12 protein-coding genes and 1 riboswitch are annotated in these 15,995 nt (G+C 40.7%); all 12 genes read right to left on the bottom strand.

All coding sequences use genetic code 11. The annotated features are described in order from the left end of the window. Positions 1 to 32: 32 nt before the first annotated feature. Complete coding sequence (cobM, locus tag WAA20_RS09350) at positions 33 to 800, bottom strand: precorrin-4 C(11)-methyltransferase (protein WP_073387641.1); 768 nt, start codon at positions 798 to 800, stop codon at positions 33 to 35. Between the two features lie 3 nt (positions 801 to 803). Beyond that, positions 804 to 1,946 (bottom strand): cobalt-precorrin-5B (C(1))-methyltransferase CbiD, encoded by a 1,143-nt coding sequence (gene cbiD / locus WAA20_RS09345; RefSeq protein ID WP_073387644.1) that lies wholly within the window; start codon positions 1,944 to 1,946, stop codon positions 804 to 806. A gap of 130 nt (positions 1,947 to 2,076) precedes the next feature. Continuing rightward, complete coding sequence (locus tag WAA20_RS09340) at positions 2,077 to 2,718, bottom strand: precorrin-8X methylmutase (RefSeq protein WP_073387646.1); 642 nt, start codon at positions 2,716 to 2,718, stop codon at positions 2,077 to 2,079. Positions 2,719 to 3,066: 348 nt separating this feature from the next. Then, positions 3,067 to 4,683, bottom strand: a complete 1,617-nt coding sequence (locus tag WAA20_RS09335; RefSeq protein WP_081373820.1) for an ABC transporter substrate-binding protein — start codon at positions 4,681 to 4,683, stop codon at positions 3,067 to 3,069. A gap of 5 nt (positions 4,684 to 4,688) precedes the next feature. After that, positions 4,689 to 6,344, bottom strand: coding sequence for a sirohydrochlorin cobaltochelatase (locus WAA20_RS09330; protein ID WP_330393634.1), 1,656 nt, complete (start codon positions 6,342 to 6,344; stop codon positions 4,689 to 4,691). 183 nt (positions 6,345 to 6,527) lie between these two features. After that, positions 6,528 to 6,721: riboswitch (cobalamin riboswitch) on the bottom strand. A 385-nt stretch (positions 6,722 to 7,106) separates the two neighbouring features. Further along, positions 7,107 to 7,655: a hypothetical protein gene (locus WAA20_RS09325; RefSeq protein WP_073387651.1), complete on the bottom strand. Its 549-nt coding sequence runs from the start codon at positions 7,653 to 7,655 to the stop codon at positions 7,107 to 7,109. Between the two features lie 160 nt (positions 7,656 to 7,815). Then, positions 7,816 to 8,559 (bottom strand): DUF3307 domain-containing protein, encoded by a 744-nt coding sequence (locus tag WAA20_RS09320; RefSeq protein ID WP_073387652.1) that lies wholly within the window; start codon positions 8,557 to 8,559, stop codon positions 7,816 to 7,818. Next, positions 8,556 to 9,215 carry a SatD family protein gene (locus tag WAA20_RS09315; protein ID WP_073387654.1) on the bottom strand — a complete coding sequence of 220 codons (660 nt, stop codon included), beginning with the start codon at positions 9,213 to 9,215 and terminating at the stop codon, positions 8,556 to 8,558. The genes WAA20_RS09320 and WAA20_RS09315 overlap by 4 nt, the downstream gene beginning before the upstream one ends. A gap of 207 nt (positions 9,216 to 9,422) precedes the next feature. After that, positions 9,423 to 10,067 carry an MBL fold metallo-hydrolase gene (locus WAA20_RS09310; RefSeq protein WP_073387656.1) on the bottom strand — a complete coding sequence of 215 codons (645 nt, stop codon included), beginning with the start codon at positions 10,065 to 10,067 and terminating at the stop codon, positions 9,423 to 9,425. Between the two features lie 235 nt (positions 10,068 to 10,302). After that, entirely contained in the window at positions 10,303 to 12,303 is a 2,001-nt protein-coding gene (locus WAA20_RS09305) for a hypothetical protein (protein WP_073387659.1), read from the bottom strand. Between the two features lie 18 nt (positions 12,304 to 12,321). Continuing rightward, positions 12,322 to 13,962: a hypothetical protein gene (locus tag WAA20_RS09300; RefSeq protein ID WP_073387661.1), complete on the bottom strand. Its 1,641-nt coding sequence runs from the start codon at positions 13,960 to 13,962 to the stop codon at positions 12,322 to 12,324. A gap of 300 nt (positions 13,963 to 14,262) precedes the next feature. Further along, complete coding sequence (locus tag WAA20_RS09295; protein WP_073387663.1) at positions 14,263 to 15,990, bottom strand: methyl-accepting chemotaxis protein; 1,728 nt, start codon at positions 15,988 to 15,990, stop codon at positions 14,263 to 14,265. Between the last annotated feature and the right edge of the window lie 5 nt (positions 15,991 to 15,995).

Below are 15,995 nucleotides of genomic sequence, written 5' to 3'. Positions count from 1 at the left end.
CAACCTATCTTTAGATGATTCCTGATGGCTATTTATGTACGATTTTCAGTCCCTTGCCTGAATTCGGTTGTAAAGTCAGCCGCATAGAGTCTCGAAAGCTCATATCCGCTCTGTGCCACTGCTTTTCCAACGATTATAAGGGCTGTCTTAGTTATGCCGTTTTCTTTAGCTTTTTCAGAAAGGTTATCCAATCTGCACACAACTTTTTTCTCATCAGGCCATGTTGCCTTATAGACTATAGCGCAAGGCGTATCTGGGCTAAGGCCACCAGCTATAAGCCTTTCAGAAAGCGTCTTGGTATTACCTGCGGATAGGAAGAAAACCATGGTAGATCCGTGAGAAGCAAGGGCTTCCACAGCTTCTTTTTCCGGAACCTTGGTGCGACCTTCCATCCTTGTAATGATGACGCTTTGAGTTATCCCCGGAAGCGTGTACTCCATGTTAAGAGCCGCTGCAGCTCCGCAAAAAGAGCTTACGCCGGGAGTTGTATCATAAGCGATCTTTTCTTTATCCAGAATATCCATCTGCTCCCTTGTTGCACCAAAAATGCAAGGATCACCTGTGTGAAGCCTGATTGTATCCTTGTTTGAAGCCTCCGCAGCTTTTATGATATCTATTACTTCATCAAGATTTAGCTTACTGCTGTCATAGATCTCGCACCCCTCTTTGGCATAATCAAGCAGCCCTGGATTTACGAGAGATCCTGCATATATGATCACATCCGCCTTTTCTATCAGCTCTTTTCCTCTTAAAGTTATAAGATCCTTCGCTCCGGGACCTGCACCTACAAAATGTACCATAATCTAAATTTCCTTTATCCAAGTGTGCGCATTTTCAGTTGATACCAGCTCTTCGTTCTCTCCCGAGAAGACGATCACTTCAACTGATATATTTCCATCGCTCCATTTTTCCATATATTCTTTGATATTCTCAGCCATTTTGTCAAAAACGATATCGCCATGGCCTGTTTCATTTATAATTCTAACCGCCTCACCTGTCATAACACATTCGGGCAGTGTATCTTTCACCTTATCAAAATCAGTTTCACTCATATACCTTTTCGAAAGGTCCGTCAAGATTTCCATTCTGTGGTCGCCATATCTTGAATGAGTGTTCTTAATGCCCCCTGCAACTTTTACAAGTTTTCCAATATGTCCTGCAAAAAGAATCTTTGTAAAACCCTCATCCAGAGCAAGTCTCACCGAGTCATATATAAAGTTGGAAGTCATGACAACATTTTTTTCATCAATGCCATATACTTCTGATAAAAAAGTGATCCCGTAATTGCCGGGAGCCGCCATTAAAATCTTCTTTCCTTCCGCTTTCCTGACACGGATTTCAGTCTTTATAGTCTGAACTATCGCGTCGTCGCTCATAGGCTCTACTATACCGGTTGTGCCAAGAATCGAGATGCCGCCTACGATGCCAAGCTTTGGATTAAATGTCTTTTTAGCAAGCTCTTCGCCGCCCGGAACACTTATTGTAACTATAACTCCCTTATTTTCCTGCTCGTATTCTTTAAGAACAGCAGATATATTATCAGTGATCATCTTCCTCGGAACAGAATTGATCGCAGCTTCTCCGATCGGCTGATCAAGCCCCGGCTTTGTAACTCTTCCAACACCTTCGCCGCCGTCAATGACGATTCCAGGTTCATTTTTAAGTTCTACCTTTGCATATATCATCGATCCCGTTGTAACATCCGGATCATCGCCGCCATCTTTTATGACCGCGCAGGATACAAAGCCATTATCTAGGCCTTTTTCTATACCAACAATTTCTGCATTATAGGCAATCCCTTTGGGCGTCATAATGCTGACATTATGAATATCGGTCTTTGTAAGCAGCATTATAAGCGCAGCTTTAGAGGCAGCCGCCGCACAGCTACCTGTCGTAAAGCCCATCCTAAGCTTCTTATCACCCTTTTCAATAAAGAGCTTGTCCATAACACCCTCATACTAGCTAATTTTTATTTTTTACAGAATTTCTTAATTCAGAGTATTCCTTTACAAAATTTTCTCTATCTTTAGAATATTCCTTTTAAAAGAACTTATCATCTTCAAAAAAATCCAAATTTTAAAGCTCACGCTCTGAAACGGAATAAAGAAGCGAGTTACAGATTGCTGCAGCGACTGTACTTCCGCCTTTTCTGCCCCTGTTTACAATATAAGGAACATCACTTTCCATTATCAGTTCCTTAGCTTCAACCACGTTTACAAATCCAACAGGAACGCCAATGATAAGTTCAGGCTTAAGCTCTCCATCATCTATAAGCTCTTTTAATCTAATAAGAGCAGTTGGTGCATTACCTATGGCAAAGATAGTTGGAACACCAAGCTTTGCAGCCTTTTCCATGCTTACAATAGCTCTTGTAACTTCCCTTTCTTTAGCTTCCTTTGCGACATCCTCATCAGCCATAAAGCAGTGCACATCGCCGCCGAATTTTTGAAGCATCTTTTTATTGATTCCTGAAAGAGTCATATTCGTATCCGTAACAATATGTGCCCCTTCCATAATAGCCTTCTTTGCCTTTTGAATACAATCTATAGAAAAAGTAAGAGTATCAGCATACTCAAAATCAGCGGTTGTATGTATAACTCTTTGAACAGTCGGCATGATTTCCTTAGGAAAACTCTTGCCCATCTGTTCAAGCTCCTTCTCGATTATACGAAAGCTTTCTTTTTCTATCTCCATAGGCTTTATAATCTCGAAACTCATCTAGTACCTCATTATTTGCTACTGTCTAATATTTTTTTTACTTATCATCAGAATCTTCGCACATTTAAACCACAAAAACCTTGACGATTCCTGAGGATGGCAGATAATAAATGATTTTTTTGTCTTTGAAAAATATATTAAATTCAAGAGCTTGATAGATGAATATTTATATTCAGTTTAGGGTCCGCATGTCTGAGCGAAGCGAGTTTCGGACCCTTGAATATAAATATTCAGATATCATGCCTTGAATTTTATATATTTTTCATGACAACAAAATCATTTATTATCTGTCAGCCTCAGGAATCCTCGAAGCCTTCACCTTTTTAAATGTGCGAAGCTTCGATTCCCTTATTGCAGCTTGTGGAAGAAATCCGTCTCCTCCTGCTCGCCGGCAATTACTACTGCCAAGTCGCTTATGATAGTTCCTGTCTTATCAGAGAACTGGTACAACGACTTATCTGTGTACCATATGTTTCCTTCCTGGAAAGCCTTGAAATCCTTAAATGTCACGTCGCTTCCCATCAGCTCTTCCAAAGACTCCGGAACCGATTCGATCGTCGCATTATAGATCAGAATATCCGCATCAGAAGCATACTCATAAAAAGCCTCTATGCTTATAGTCATCTGAGATGCGCCGCCGTCGTCTCCAACAGGTGCAAGATACTCGCCGCCTGCCATTTCAATTATCTTAGCAAAATAATCATTGCCTGTTCTTGTAACAACCTGGTGATTTGAATTTAGGTAAAACAATACTACGCTTTTTCCCTCAACATCCAGATCTTCAATCTGTTCTACCTGAGCCTTCTGGCTTTCAAAAGCGCTTTCTGCTTTTTCTTCTTCGCCTGTAAGAACTCCGTAGACTTTGATCCATTCGCATCTTCCAAGTGGCTCTTCCTCATAACTTGATCTGTCTATAAAAACTGGTACGCCCAGCTCTTCAAGCTGTTCCTGAACCTTTGGAACGTGAAGGATCATTGTGCTTTCTACAGCAATATCTATGTCCATCATAACTATCTGCTCATAGTCAGGTGCGCTGTATTTGCCGCCATATTTAAGTGTTCCGTCTTTCATGGCGCTTGCAGCAGCTTCAATATACCAGTCTTCTTCCTCTATTCCTGATAATAAGATTCTGTCCACGCAGGATAAGGAATCGAAATGGCACATCGCAGCTGATGCTGCCAGGTATATCCTGTCTAGCTTTCCTTCAAGGACTACTATGTCCTGCCCTAAGTTTTCAGGAGTCTTTTGTCCTTCAGGTACTAAAAGATAATTCCTGCCATCATCTACGCTGATAACAACAAAGCCGCTTTCATATCTGTGAATTCTGTAGCACTGAGCATATGAGTTTTCATCTGTAGATACGTAGGTCAGGCCTTCTATAGAAGGCGGATTAAGACTTGAATTAGCCGAGGAATTGCTGCCATCTCCTTGGTTATTTCCTGCATTACCGTCTCCCTGGCTACCATCTGCATCACTGCCATTTCCTTGGCCATTTGCCGCATTACTGCCGCTTCCTTGACCACCTGTCGCACCACTTCCCTGTTCGCCATTTTCCGAAGTGCCATCCGCATAATCTTTTTCCAGAGTAAAAAGAAGTGTGTATTCAATTAAATGAGGCTTACTCATGGCTGTTGTGTCAGCCTGAACCTGCATTTCCTTGTCCAATGTTATAGGGATCTCAAACTCGGAGTTACCTTCCGGGTTCACAGGATAGTATGTTTCGCCGTCAACGATCATGTAGTCGTAGTTGGGGCTACTCCATACGATCCTGGCGGTGGATTTGCCATCCTTTACAGTCACGCTGCAGGGACTTTCTATATAAGCTCTGCCGCTTCCTCCTGATAGCAGAACGGATGCGGTATATTCCCCATCGGAAATAGTACCGCATCCCCCTAAACATATGGAAAAGAAAATCAGCAAAAGGCCGGCAACGATCGCCAGATTTTTGACTTTTTCTTTAACCATGATAATTACTTAATAACAGCTCCTGTGTGCTCAACATAGAGTTTCTGAACATCTTCAATTCCGCCAAGACCTGCGATCTGGCAATCGATCTCATCGAAGCTTCCGTCTGCTTCAAAGCCGCTCTTCCAGGAATCATCGTCATCGCCTGCCATATCGTTGTTAGCGTGGTCGCCTGCAACTACCATAAGAGGACGAAGGATAACCTTTGTATAACCGTTTTCCTTAACCTTCTCGATGATGTTTGAAAGCTCTGTTTCTTCAGGCTCGCCTTCTACAGTTCCGATAAATACGTTGTCGTATCCAAGCTCATCCATCTGAGTCTGCATCTGGCTGTATGTAACCTTAGCTGTGTGAGATGTACCATGTCCCATGAATACGAATGCTACGCCGTCTTCTTTGGCAGCATCAAGACTGTCATATCCGGATTCCTCTACAGCAGCTGCTGTGATAGCCTTTGCAACGCTCTCTTTGTCCTCATTGATAACTGTTGCATCGCTTCCTACTTCGCCAAGAAGTGGCTCAGCAATTGCAACTGACTCGAACTTATCCTTGTACTCATCAAGAGTTTCAACAAGTTCGTCATACTCAGCGCCGTGCATAAGGTGTGTAGGCTGAATTACAAGGTTCTTTACGCCGTTATCTACAGCTCTCTGAAGAGCCTGATCTACGTTATCGATCTTCTCGCCATCTCTAGCATAGATGTGGTTGATGATGATCTGTGCTGTGAAAGCACGTCTAACTGACCAGTCAGGATAAGCCTGCGCTATAGCCTTTTCGATACCGCCGATATCCTTAGCTCTGCTGTCGTTAAAAGATGTACCAAAGCTTACTACAAGGATCTCGTTCTCGCCAATATCATCGCCGTTAAGCGGATCGTCAAGAGAAGCATCACCTGTATCTCTTCCGAAGTAGTCAGGATCAGCGAATTCGCCTTCTACAAGCTCTTTCTGTGCATCTGTAAGAGCATCCCAGGCCTCTTTAGCCTTCTCACAGTTTTCATAAGTGTCTTCTGTATAAGTCTGAACATAGATATCATCTATGAGACCTGCAACATTATCAGCAGCCATCTGGTCTTCATCCTCTCCCTGAGCTGTAACATCAGAAACAACTACCATGTGGTCGTACCATACGCCCTTTGTTCCGATAAGAGCAAGAGGGAATTCCTCATCTATAACCGGCACCGGAACATCGAAGCCGTAAACTTCTTCTGTAGTACCGTCTTCATATGTAACTTCATCAATTGTGGGCTCTAAGAGGACAGCACCGTCCTTCTGAGCATCTTCAGCTGTTCCTGGGAAAAGATTTACTATGTTCTGTGAAGGAAGTGTGATATGGATAGTCATCTCTCCGCCTTCTACAGTAAGTGTTCCCTTATCGCCGTAAGCTTCGTTGATGTGGAACATGCTTGAATCTGTAGTGAATGTGGCTGTGTAAACGCCATCTTCAAGTCCAAATTCATTAACAGAAGGGACTTCAGTCACTTCTTCAGATACTTCTTCAGTAGCGCTATCGCTTTCTTTTGTTGTGTCTTCTACTGTCGCATCATTTGAAGCACTTTCGTTTGCAGCTGTGGAAGCTGTGTCTGCGTTCTTGTCGCCGCAGCCTACTGCTGATACAACGAGCATTGATGTCATAAGCAGCGTCAATAGTTTCTTTTTCATAATACTTTTCTCCTTCTTTGAATCTACTTACATGCGTCGCCAATCACATTAGGAAAAAGATTTTTCCACAGAATAAAAAAAGCCTTCGCAAGGATCGCGAAGACATTTTTGCACAGCTTAAAAAGTAAATGCGAAATAGCATTTACTTATATGCTTCGTACAGTCAATTCCTCGTGACTTGGTTACCCATGTACGACGACAGGCAGGTCTCCCGGCTTATCAATTCTTTAGCGCTTCCTTCGCCTTCCCGGATCATCCAGTGGCATATGAAGGAAACTCTTGAAATACGGTGACGAGATCGTGCAGGATTCACACCTGCTTCCCTTTTCACTTGTGCAGCATCGAGGCCCACAAGCACCTTCCGTCTTATTCAATTTACGCATATATAATATCATAAAAAATGGTATTGGTATACAAAATTCCGGAGGGTGGGCAGTTAATAAAGGATTTGGGGACCATGAAAGTTTTTTACATTCAAGGCATGATATCTGAATTTATATATTCCGGGATTCAAACTCGCTTCGCGGGGACATGTGAATCCCAAACGGGAATATATAAATCCATCTATCAAGCTCTTGAATGTAACAAAAACTTTCAAAGGCTCCCAAATCCTTTATTAACTGCCCGCCCTCCGGAATTTTCCGCAAGCTATACATTTTTTATGGATAAAGCAGGCTAGAAGTTGACGTAAATTGAAAAGACTATGAGCCCAAATGCTTCATAGCCTTCTGTAATAATTTTATATTTTGTCACGCATACGTCTTATGTAATAAGGTTGTATATTGCCATACATACTGCTTCTGTTATAAGGGGGATTGCACCGTAGACATAGCCTCTTATAGGAGAAACCTTGAAATATTGAAGATAGAAATAGAGACTAGAGATTGCGGCGGCAAAGACTAGAACCATGTAAATGATTACTATTTGGATAGATACTATTTCTAAAGCGTAAGCAATGTTTATAACGGCTGTTTCAAACATTATCCAGCCGACTATTAGAAAGAGCTCAGTTGTAGTGTCTCTTTTCAAGATGAATTGGAATATTACGAATAAAACAGGGTATGTGATAATTCCGGCGGCGATTATCACGTAGCCGGATATGAATCCGTTTACTGGAGAAAGGTCAAGGACTCCGGACATGCCGAAGCCTGCACCGAATAGACCGAACAGGGAGGTTATTATAAGCATGATTCCGCTGGTTCCGGTATAGTGGTTATCGCCTTTGGTGGGGTGATAGGATTTAAGCCACCATATTAGATACATCATACAGCATAAGATCAAAAACATCTGTCCAAGTCTGATCTTCTCCATACGCCAACGCTCCCTTATCATGCGGATCACAATGCCTGAAGATTATAGGATGTATCTAGTACATCCTTAGAATTACATAAATACAATTCTAAGTAAGATTACAGAACGTAATTACTACATATTCAAAAATCGTAGCTCTACAAAGAACTCTTATGTTTCTCTATATAAGAACCAAATGTCCGATCACCAGTACTACCAGAACGCTTAAAAGTGTTCCAAGAAGGTAGTATTCTGCGAAGGCCTTATCTTCTGTTATCTTATTATATCTTGTTATAGATTTAGCAGTAAGAACAAGGCCGAGGGCTGAGTATTGCTGGTTGAATAGGAGGATCAGCATTATGATCCTTTCTAAAGAGCCGACCATTCTTCCGGCGTTTTTCTCTCTGTTTATGATGTCCTGGCCGCGGCTTTCGATGGGTTTGAATTCTGAAAGGAACATCTGGATCATGATATTTGAAGGATTAAGGATCAGGAGCACTGAAAGAATCCATTTCAGCGTAACGATGCTGTCCAGGCCGCATGATGCAATTGCAGCATCTACAAATGTAGTGTTCATCTGCAAACTGAATCTATCAAAGAAATAACACATAGTAATAATGCTCACTACATGCAGTATCTGATCCAGGCAGAAAACATTCCACTGCCTTTTGGTCTTTGTCTTTTTGACAAATATAAACTTGGCTGTGTCGATAAGGAAATGAACTATTCCTGCACATGTAGCCATGATAATGGCTTCGACGTGAAATACTATCACTGCCATAGCCAGCATAGTTGCCAGATATTCCAATGAATGGATGATGACCCATTTATAGTATTTTGCCTTTTTTGAAGATATCTTTTGTGTCTGAAAATAAAAATCGCCTAGTACATGTCCAATTAATAGAAAAAGTATATATTTAGTCATAGTTTTATATTCCCAAGTGTAAGATTGATTACTCTTTCAACTTCTTCGTATGTTAGATAACTTCCCGCAACAAGTCTTCTTGCCACGGTTGCCTGTGTGGTATCAAGTCTTCTGGCAATTTCTTCCTGGCTTCCTTTATGGTACTTCATTTCCATTATTGTATTTCTTTGCTCGGTAGACCACTTGTTTTCCAAAAGTTTATTTACTCTGAAAAAGGTATTGAGCTGTTCTACCTGAAGAGTATCGTCTTTTTCATATACCGAGAGCTTTACATCTGATGCCTGCTGCTTTAGCTTTTTTTCTTCATGTTTTAGCTGTTCTATCATGTTTCTTGCTGCATAGAAAGCAGGACCGTCAGCGCCTATAGCAGCTTCTTTATTGATCTTGGTGGTTATCTTGCCGCATCCTAGGCCGAACCTTATCTCTACAGGATACATGCTCATCTGGATATATCTGATGATCTCCAGAAGGTGCTCTGTACTTGTAAGAAGGCCCTGAAATTCATCTCCAAGCGTTATCAGAAAGTTGGCAGCTATATCTTCTTTGTAATTATCGTTTATGGATTTAAGCACTTTATTAAGTTTTGATTGAATTGCACCTCTGTTAGATATCTGCTTAGAATAGCGGATGTCACCTATGATTGCTATGTATTTCATAAACAAACCTCATGTTGCGAGCAGCGCGAGCGGCTAATGGTTGAAGTGGCAGAGCTTGCGATGCCACTTTTGGAGTTAATCTTTGATTAACTCCCCTCCTCATTCTACGTAATATCGTTTACAATATAAAATATACGCTATATATGTATATTTGTCAATAATACATCTATAGCGTATATTTTTAGATAATACATTCTGGAGGAATGTTTATTTATAATACTGGATCTTCTCTACCACCTGAACAGGTGCCTGGACATTGGCTGCGAATGTTTTGGCATCAGCAGGCTTTCCAACGATAGCTCCATAGTGAGTAGGAATAGCTGCCTCAGGCTTTATGATGTTTATAAGCTCCGCAGCTCTTTTTGCATCCATTGTATATGTTCCGCCGATTGGGACAAGGGCTATATCGCATTTAACGGTTTTGGATTCCTTGGTAAGTCCGGTATCGCCTGCGATGTAGATTCGCTTACCATCGAGTTTCAGAATATATCCCACCCATTCAGCACGTTTTGGATGAAAGGGTTTGATGGTGTTATAGGCAGGTACAGTTTCAACTTCAAGGCTATCAAGCTCGTAAGACTCGGACGGCTTAACTGCCACGATTTCTTTTACTTCACGCTCGAATTCTCTAGCGTCTTCAAACATCTTATAAGGGCAAACAATAATTGTAGTATCCTTTATAATTTTCCTGATATCTTTTGGGGAAAAATGATCATAGTGATCGTGAGTTACAAACACATAATCAGCATCATGTGCTTCCTCTTTGATATTAAAAGGATCAACATAAACAGTTGCAAAGTCACTCCTGATCTTGATACTGCTATGGGTTAAGACGTCGATTTTATCTAGCATTACACTCTCCTGTTTTAGTTTTTATAATTATGAAACAGGGGTTAAAAACTACTTTTAACACCTGCATCATTTTTCGAATTATTGCCATCCCATAATTAACCCTTATATTTATAATAACATTTTATATTTAAAAAAATAGAACCACAAGAGTGATTCTATAAAAAATTTTAATATTTTTTTAGTATGATTCAAAACCTCTTATTTACGAATCTGTTCAACCTCATATGCTGTAATATCAGTCTTCCTGGAATTTATAATAAACCCTTCCAAAGAAGTTCATCATACAAACATTATCATCATCAGGGCCTATTTCAAATGAGTCATAACGTGTGCCGTCAAATTTATACAAATAGTATATCCCGCCGTCCTCTAAAAGAGATGACTCCTGCTCATACTCGATATATCCTGATATTTCACCTCCGGCTTCGTTATAGTGAGTGGTGAATGTCCCATTAGTATCAAACTCTATCCAGGTAGGAGCATCAACATCTTCAGTCACGAGATACCAGATCCCCGGAATCTTATCAGCTTGTTTTCCCTCTATGAGAAGTTCACTTTCTTTAAGATAGGAATCGTCAATTATCAGTGCGCCAAGCGGAGTAATGCCAAGCGGTGCAGTCTTTTTCATCCGTATCAGCTCATCTTCCATGTCTTTTACATCAGCAAGAGACATGCCGTTGTACTCATCCGTGGAAATAAAATTATTAGCATCTCTGTCAAGATCAAAAGGTATAGTCTCATCGCTTCCATAAACCATTATTTCTGCATCGGCAACCGGTATGTAATACATAGGAAGAATCTGCCCTTTTTTAGGAGTATAATACGCCCTTCCATACATCGAGTATTCACCGGCTTCTACGACTTCGCCATCCTTATAAGTGAACACATGAACAGCATTCCATGGAGCAGTTCCATTAGCCACAGTAAGTTCCGGAATGTCATCATCGTCTATATATATCAGTGAAAAAATGACGTCTTCTTCGCTTTCAGGCTTATCCTCTTCTCCAAAATCTTCTGATAACTCTTCGGACATTGCAGGATGCTCCATGTAGTCAGAAAGAAAATAAGCATATGCAGCTATTTCTGCATTTTCATAAGATGCCGTATTTTTGCCAACATCAGAAATCTTTTTTCCCTCAGGAAGAACTACCGGATCATCCGTGGGAGTTAACTGTCCATCTACAAGAATGAACTTACCCGAACTTACATCATATCTTAGCCAGTTTGTGGCAGAGCCGCTAACTCCCATAGATATTGTCTCACAGATCGTCCCGTCAGGATAAAGCTCTGCAATGCCTCTGTACGGCGCGCCATAAGAGTACACTGCATCCCCATCGTGTGAATATATATCAACGATCGCACCATAATAAGTTATTATCAAATCGATCCAGTTATCATCGCCTATATCATAGTAATGATATCTGACCTCGTCATTATTAGTTCCATTCGGCCAGCCATGATCGATGAGCGCGGTTTTAAATCCTATCGCATCAAGCTCATCTTGCGATAATCCTTTATCCTGTGCCTCTTTGTAACGAAGAAGTACCCCATAGTATGGATCTACATCCGCATCTAATACTTCAATGCCTTCCAGAACGCGGATCGCATTATTGCAGTCTGTAACGAATTCTCTCAGATCGTAACACATATCCTTGATATTGTTATCATCGCCGCCGCAAAAATACTCAACTTCTTCCAAAACCTTATTGTAAAAATCTTCACTTCTATATCTGCCGGATTCGTAATAATCCTTTAGCGCATAGTAAGTTCCATATATTATTGGGAAATTGCTCTCAAAGTTATTGCCAACATCTGTTCCAAACCAGAACTCATGAGCGCGCCCTATCTCTTCGCCTTCTTCTTGAATATCTTCATCGATGTCGTTTTCCAGGCGGTCTTGAACCCAGCTTCCAAAATTTACGCCTTCGTCATAGACCACACTTGATCCTACAGGGTTAGAAGCACGGAATATATCAAGGATGTCATCTTCTACTAATCCCTTAAGCGGATCTTCTGTGGTTTCAGATTCTGCAATTTCAGATTCAGTATTTTCAGAAGAAGCTTCTGACGCGTCCTCAGATATACCGCTATCCTTAGGAACTTCTGGTTCATCCACGGATACACTGTTCTCATCGGGGGCTTCCTTAGCTCCAACATTGATCATACTTCCACATCCAGAAAGCATAGAGCATGTGATTGTAGACATCAGAATCAAAGCTATTAATTTTCTACTCATAGAATATCCTTTCAACACTTATGGTGTATATGGTTCCTTGATCAGTATTACTTTTCCGTCCTTATCAAGAACTATATTCATAAGCCTGCCACCCTCTATATCATACTCAGGTACATAAGAATTAAATTCCTCGATAGTAAGGAATCTGTGCATGCCATCCGGTGCATACTGGACGTAAATAACGCACTGCGATGAAATTTCATATTCGTCATAAACGCTATCGTATCCACCGATCTGATAATCATTATAAAAATCATCAGGATCAAGGCCGTACTCTTCTATCTTGTCAGTATCATCCTCAAATACAAACTCAACTTCATCGCCAAGAAGGCTTTGTCCCTGCCCACGTAAGCAGTATATCAAAAGCTCTGTGTATGGTTCTTTGTCTGTTCCACCGGCACATGAAATCTCATCTTCCCTTCCGGAAAAAGTAAGTGATCCCAATGCCATGTATGCAGTCTCTGCATCTATAACTTCACTGGCACTATGAACTTCCACTACGTATGCAAATACATACCTGTCGTCATCAATGTACGGGCTTATAAATCTGGCCTGATAAGATACATAGCTATCACCGTCATAGGAACTCCATATTGCCATCTTGGTCTTCAGACCATTGAGCCACTTCCAGTCAGGCTTGTATATCCACTCATCATTGTCATATTCGCCGCCATTGCCATATATGTTGATATATTCGTAGTCAATATCGCCATATATCTTTTGGATACATTCCTCTACATCAACATCAAAGCCATCATATTCAAAACAGGTATTAATGAATTTAATGTTACCATCTTCATCGGCGTCAATGCAGGTATAAGTGCCATCAGAATTTATTGTAAGCTCCTGATTAATAATTCCAGGGAGCTTTGCTTTGTTTTTGATGTATAGTTCATTTTTCCCAGAAACATTTCTTCCCGAAAAGCAGCCATCATCTGTAGAAATTACGTAGAACGGAAGATCCTGCGGAGCATCTGATACCCAGTCCATATCATAGCCAACAAGTGCTCCAAAGTCATTACCAAAGAGCCATGTATTAACATCATCCGGAAGTTCCTCTATATCTTTGCCCGGAAGATAAAAAGTCATTTCGGTTGAGCCATTTTCAAAGCCTTCAAGACCGCTGGCATTGGAATATTCCGAGGGTGCATTTGCAGGTACTTCATATGTAATCTCTTCTATGTCAGCCGTCCAGGTATACTGATCCACCTGCGTACACTTACCAAGCTGACCTGTAAAAGAACCATCTGTTTCACCATCTTCCTCGCCATCTTCCGATTCTACATAGTAGTCTTTTAAGAAGGATCCGCTAAAAGAGCCATCTTCTTTAAACTCTATCCATGTCCTGTAGTTGCTATCATATGGGTTCACAGAAGAAAGCTCAAACTCCTGTCCTGACAGTGCACTATAGAGGTCATATCCTTCCGTGCTCTGAGCTTCATCCGTTTCTTTTTCTTCCTCTTCTTTTTCTTCCTCTTCTTTTTCAGATGTTTCTTCAGACTTTTCTTCAGATTTCTCAGCGTCTTCCTCATCTGCATCTTTTTCGGACTTTGTTTCATCATTTTTATCAGAAACAGTCAAAGAAGCACTTTTGCAACCCGAAAGCAGACAACATGTGATTGTAGACATCAGTATCAAAGCTATTACTTTTCTACTCATCGGATCATCCTTTCTACACAAATCATCAACGCTCAGCGAATACTAAACCTTTACCCTTTAATGTTGTTGGTATTACGTTTATATAGTGTCGCCATATCAATAATACACCAAAAAAGGAGGTATCTCTACCTCCATTTTTTTACAAAACCGAAATTATTGAATTCTATGATTTCTATTATTTTGAAACTTTAATAAGCTCATCACCAAAAAGAAAGCTGCATGATAGTTCCATCACATGGAGCAACAATCTTTCCGTTTTTAGGTTCAATTCCAATGCATGGATGCATTTCTATGTCCTAGTTACATCTTACTGAAGATCTTGGTCTCGTTATCCAGCTCACCTGCAATCTTCTGGTTTTCATCCATTCTCTTTGCGATATTGTCCATATCGTTAACCAGAGTCTGGGTACTTTCAGCAGCTGAGGAGACGCCTTTAACACCTTCGTCGATAGCTGTCGTGATACTGTTGATAGATCCTGCAATGTCTTCAAATGTAGACTTGAATCCTTCTGTCTTATTCGAGAAATCATTCATTACGGACTCAACATAATCTGCATTATCTTTATATTTTGCGCCGTCCTCACAGAATTTTTCAAACTCAGGCAAAATATATTCCTTGAGATATGCAACCAGCTCATTGGCATTGTCAGAAAGATTATGAACCGCATTAACAACTATAGAGTTGATCTCCTGAATATTACTTGCCGTCTGGCTACTATCAAGAGCAAGAGAACCGATCTCACTTGCAACAACAGCAAAGCCTTTTCCTGCTTCTCCGGCTCTTGCTGCTTCGATGGAAGCATTAAGAGAAAGAAGGTTGGTCTGATCTGCGATATTAAGGATCTCATCTGTAAGAGAGTTAACCTGATCAACGCTCTTACTGTCCTCGATAGCTTCGTTAAGAGCTACAAGGATCTTTTCAACCTTGGCATTGGTCTCGTTCATGTTGGCTCTTGCTGACTGTTCCATGGTGTCTGCATGTGCTTTCATTGTTCTTGAATACTCGTTGATCTCGTGGCTCTTCTTAGCCATTTCCTCAACTTCTTCTCTTACTGTCTCTGTGTTATTATTGATGGTTCCGGCGCTATTAGCAACTTCCTGCATGGTAGCGGAAAGCTCCTCTGTAAGTGCTGAAAGATCTGATGCACTACTGTTAGAGGTCTGTACGCTTCCCATAACATCTCCAACTACCTTGAACATAGAAGTAGAGTTATTGGTGATCATTGTGAAAATATCCTGCAGAAGTTCAATAAATGAGTTAATACCTGAACTAAGTGCTCCAATCTCATCATCAGATTCTACAGTGATCCTTCTTGTAAGATCGCCTTCTCTTCTGTTGATACCATCAATGATATCCTGAAGTTCATCCTTAGCTCTGATAACAGGATGTATAACATATCTCAGTACTATAAATGTTGCAATAGCTACTGCAATCAGGCTGACAATAATAACTGCAAGGCTTACATAGCTTGCAAACATATTTGCAGCTGCAAGATCTGATCTTGCCACATTTACATCTTCATTAAAAGAAGCTATTATCGCATCAATATCTTCACTAAGAAGATTTGCACTATCTGCGACTTCGCCATTAGCTGTTGTATAGGCATCCTTGGTCTTCTGATTTGCGCTTTGTGCAAGAAGGACCTTAATGGAATCCTGGAAAGTCTTGTAATCCTGCTGCATCTTCTCGTAATATTCCTGATTACTTGCAGTTGTAAACTTGCTATAAGCAGCTATTGTTTCATCAAGTACCGCTTCTTCTGATTCAATATCTGCAATAACTGATGTCATGGTCTCAAAGTCAGTAGCAACAATATGTGAAAGAGCAAGCGTATGGATATCTTTCGAGGTCTGGCCGATAGTATCGAGCTCTGTAATAGCTACCATGTACTCATCTGCGATCTTGGATGCAGTGTTATTTACTTTAGAAAGATTAAAAAGAGCCAGTATATTAGAAACAATGGAAACAGCTCCTAATAGTAGGACTGGAATCAATATAAGTAATCGAATACTTCTTCTTTTCTTCATGATTC

This window comes from Butyrivibrio fibrisolvens, assembly GCF_037113525.1.
GTDB classification, from domain to species: Bacteria; Bacillota; Clostridia; order Lachnospirales; family Lachnospiraceae; genus Butyrivibrio; species Butyrivibrio fibrisolvens.
Note: the sequence above shows the minus strand (reverse complement) of the source record. Positions and strands in the feature narration are given on the sequence as shown.

Bases quoted from the DNA above. Each gene is read 5' to 3' on its own strand.
- cobM (WP_073387641.1), bottom strand. From the start codon at position 800: ATGGTACATTTTGTAGGTGCAGGTCCCGGAGCGAAGGATCTTATAACT.
- cbiD (WP_073387644.1), bottom strand. From the start codon at position 1,946: ATGGACAAGCTCTTTATTGAAAAGGGTGATAAGAAGCTTAGGATGGGC.
- WAA20_RS09340 (WP_073387646.1), bottom strand. From the start codon at position 2,718: ATGAGTTTCGAGATTATAAAGCCTATGGAGATAGAAAAAGAAAGCTTT.
- WAA20_RS09335 (WP_081373820.1), bottom strand. From the start codon at position 4,683: ATGGTTAAAGAAAAAGTCAAAAATCTGGCGATCGTTGCCGGCCTTTTG.
- WAA20_RS09330 (WP_330393634.1), bottom strand. From the start codon at position 6,344: ATGAAAAAGAAACTATTGACGCTGCTTATGACATCAATGCTCGTTGTA.
- WAA20_RS09325 (WP_073387651.1), bottom strand. From the start codon at position 7,655: ATGGAGAAGATCAGACTTGGACAGATGTTTTTGATCTTATGCTGTATG.
- WAA20_RS09320 (WP_073387652.1), bottom strand. From the start codon at position 8,559: ATGACTAAATATATACTTTTTCTATTAATTGGACATGTACTAGGCGAT.
- WAA20_RS09315 (WP_073387654.1), bottom strand. From the start codon at position 9,215: ATGAAATACATAGCAATCATAGGTGACATCCGCTATTCTAAGCAGATA.
- WAA20_RS09310 (WP_073387656.1), bottom strand. From the start codon at position 10,067: ATGCTAGATAAAATCGACGTCTTAACCCATAGCAGTATCAAGATCAGG.
- WAA20_RS09305 (WP_073387659.1), bottom strand. From the start codon at position 12,303: ATGAGTAGAAAATTAATAGCTTTGATTCTGATGTCTACAATCACATGC.
- WAA20_RS09300 (WP_073387661.1), bottom strand. From the start codon at position 13,962: ATGAGTAGAAAAGTAATAGCTTTGATACTGATGTCTACAATCACATGT.
- WAA20_RS09295 (WP_073387663.1), bottom strand. From the start codon at position 15,990: ATGAAGAAAAGAAGAAGTATTCGATTACTTATATTGATTCCAGTCCTA.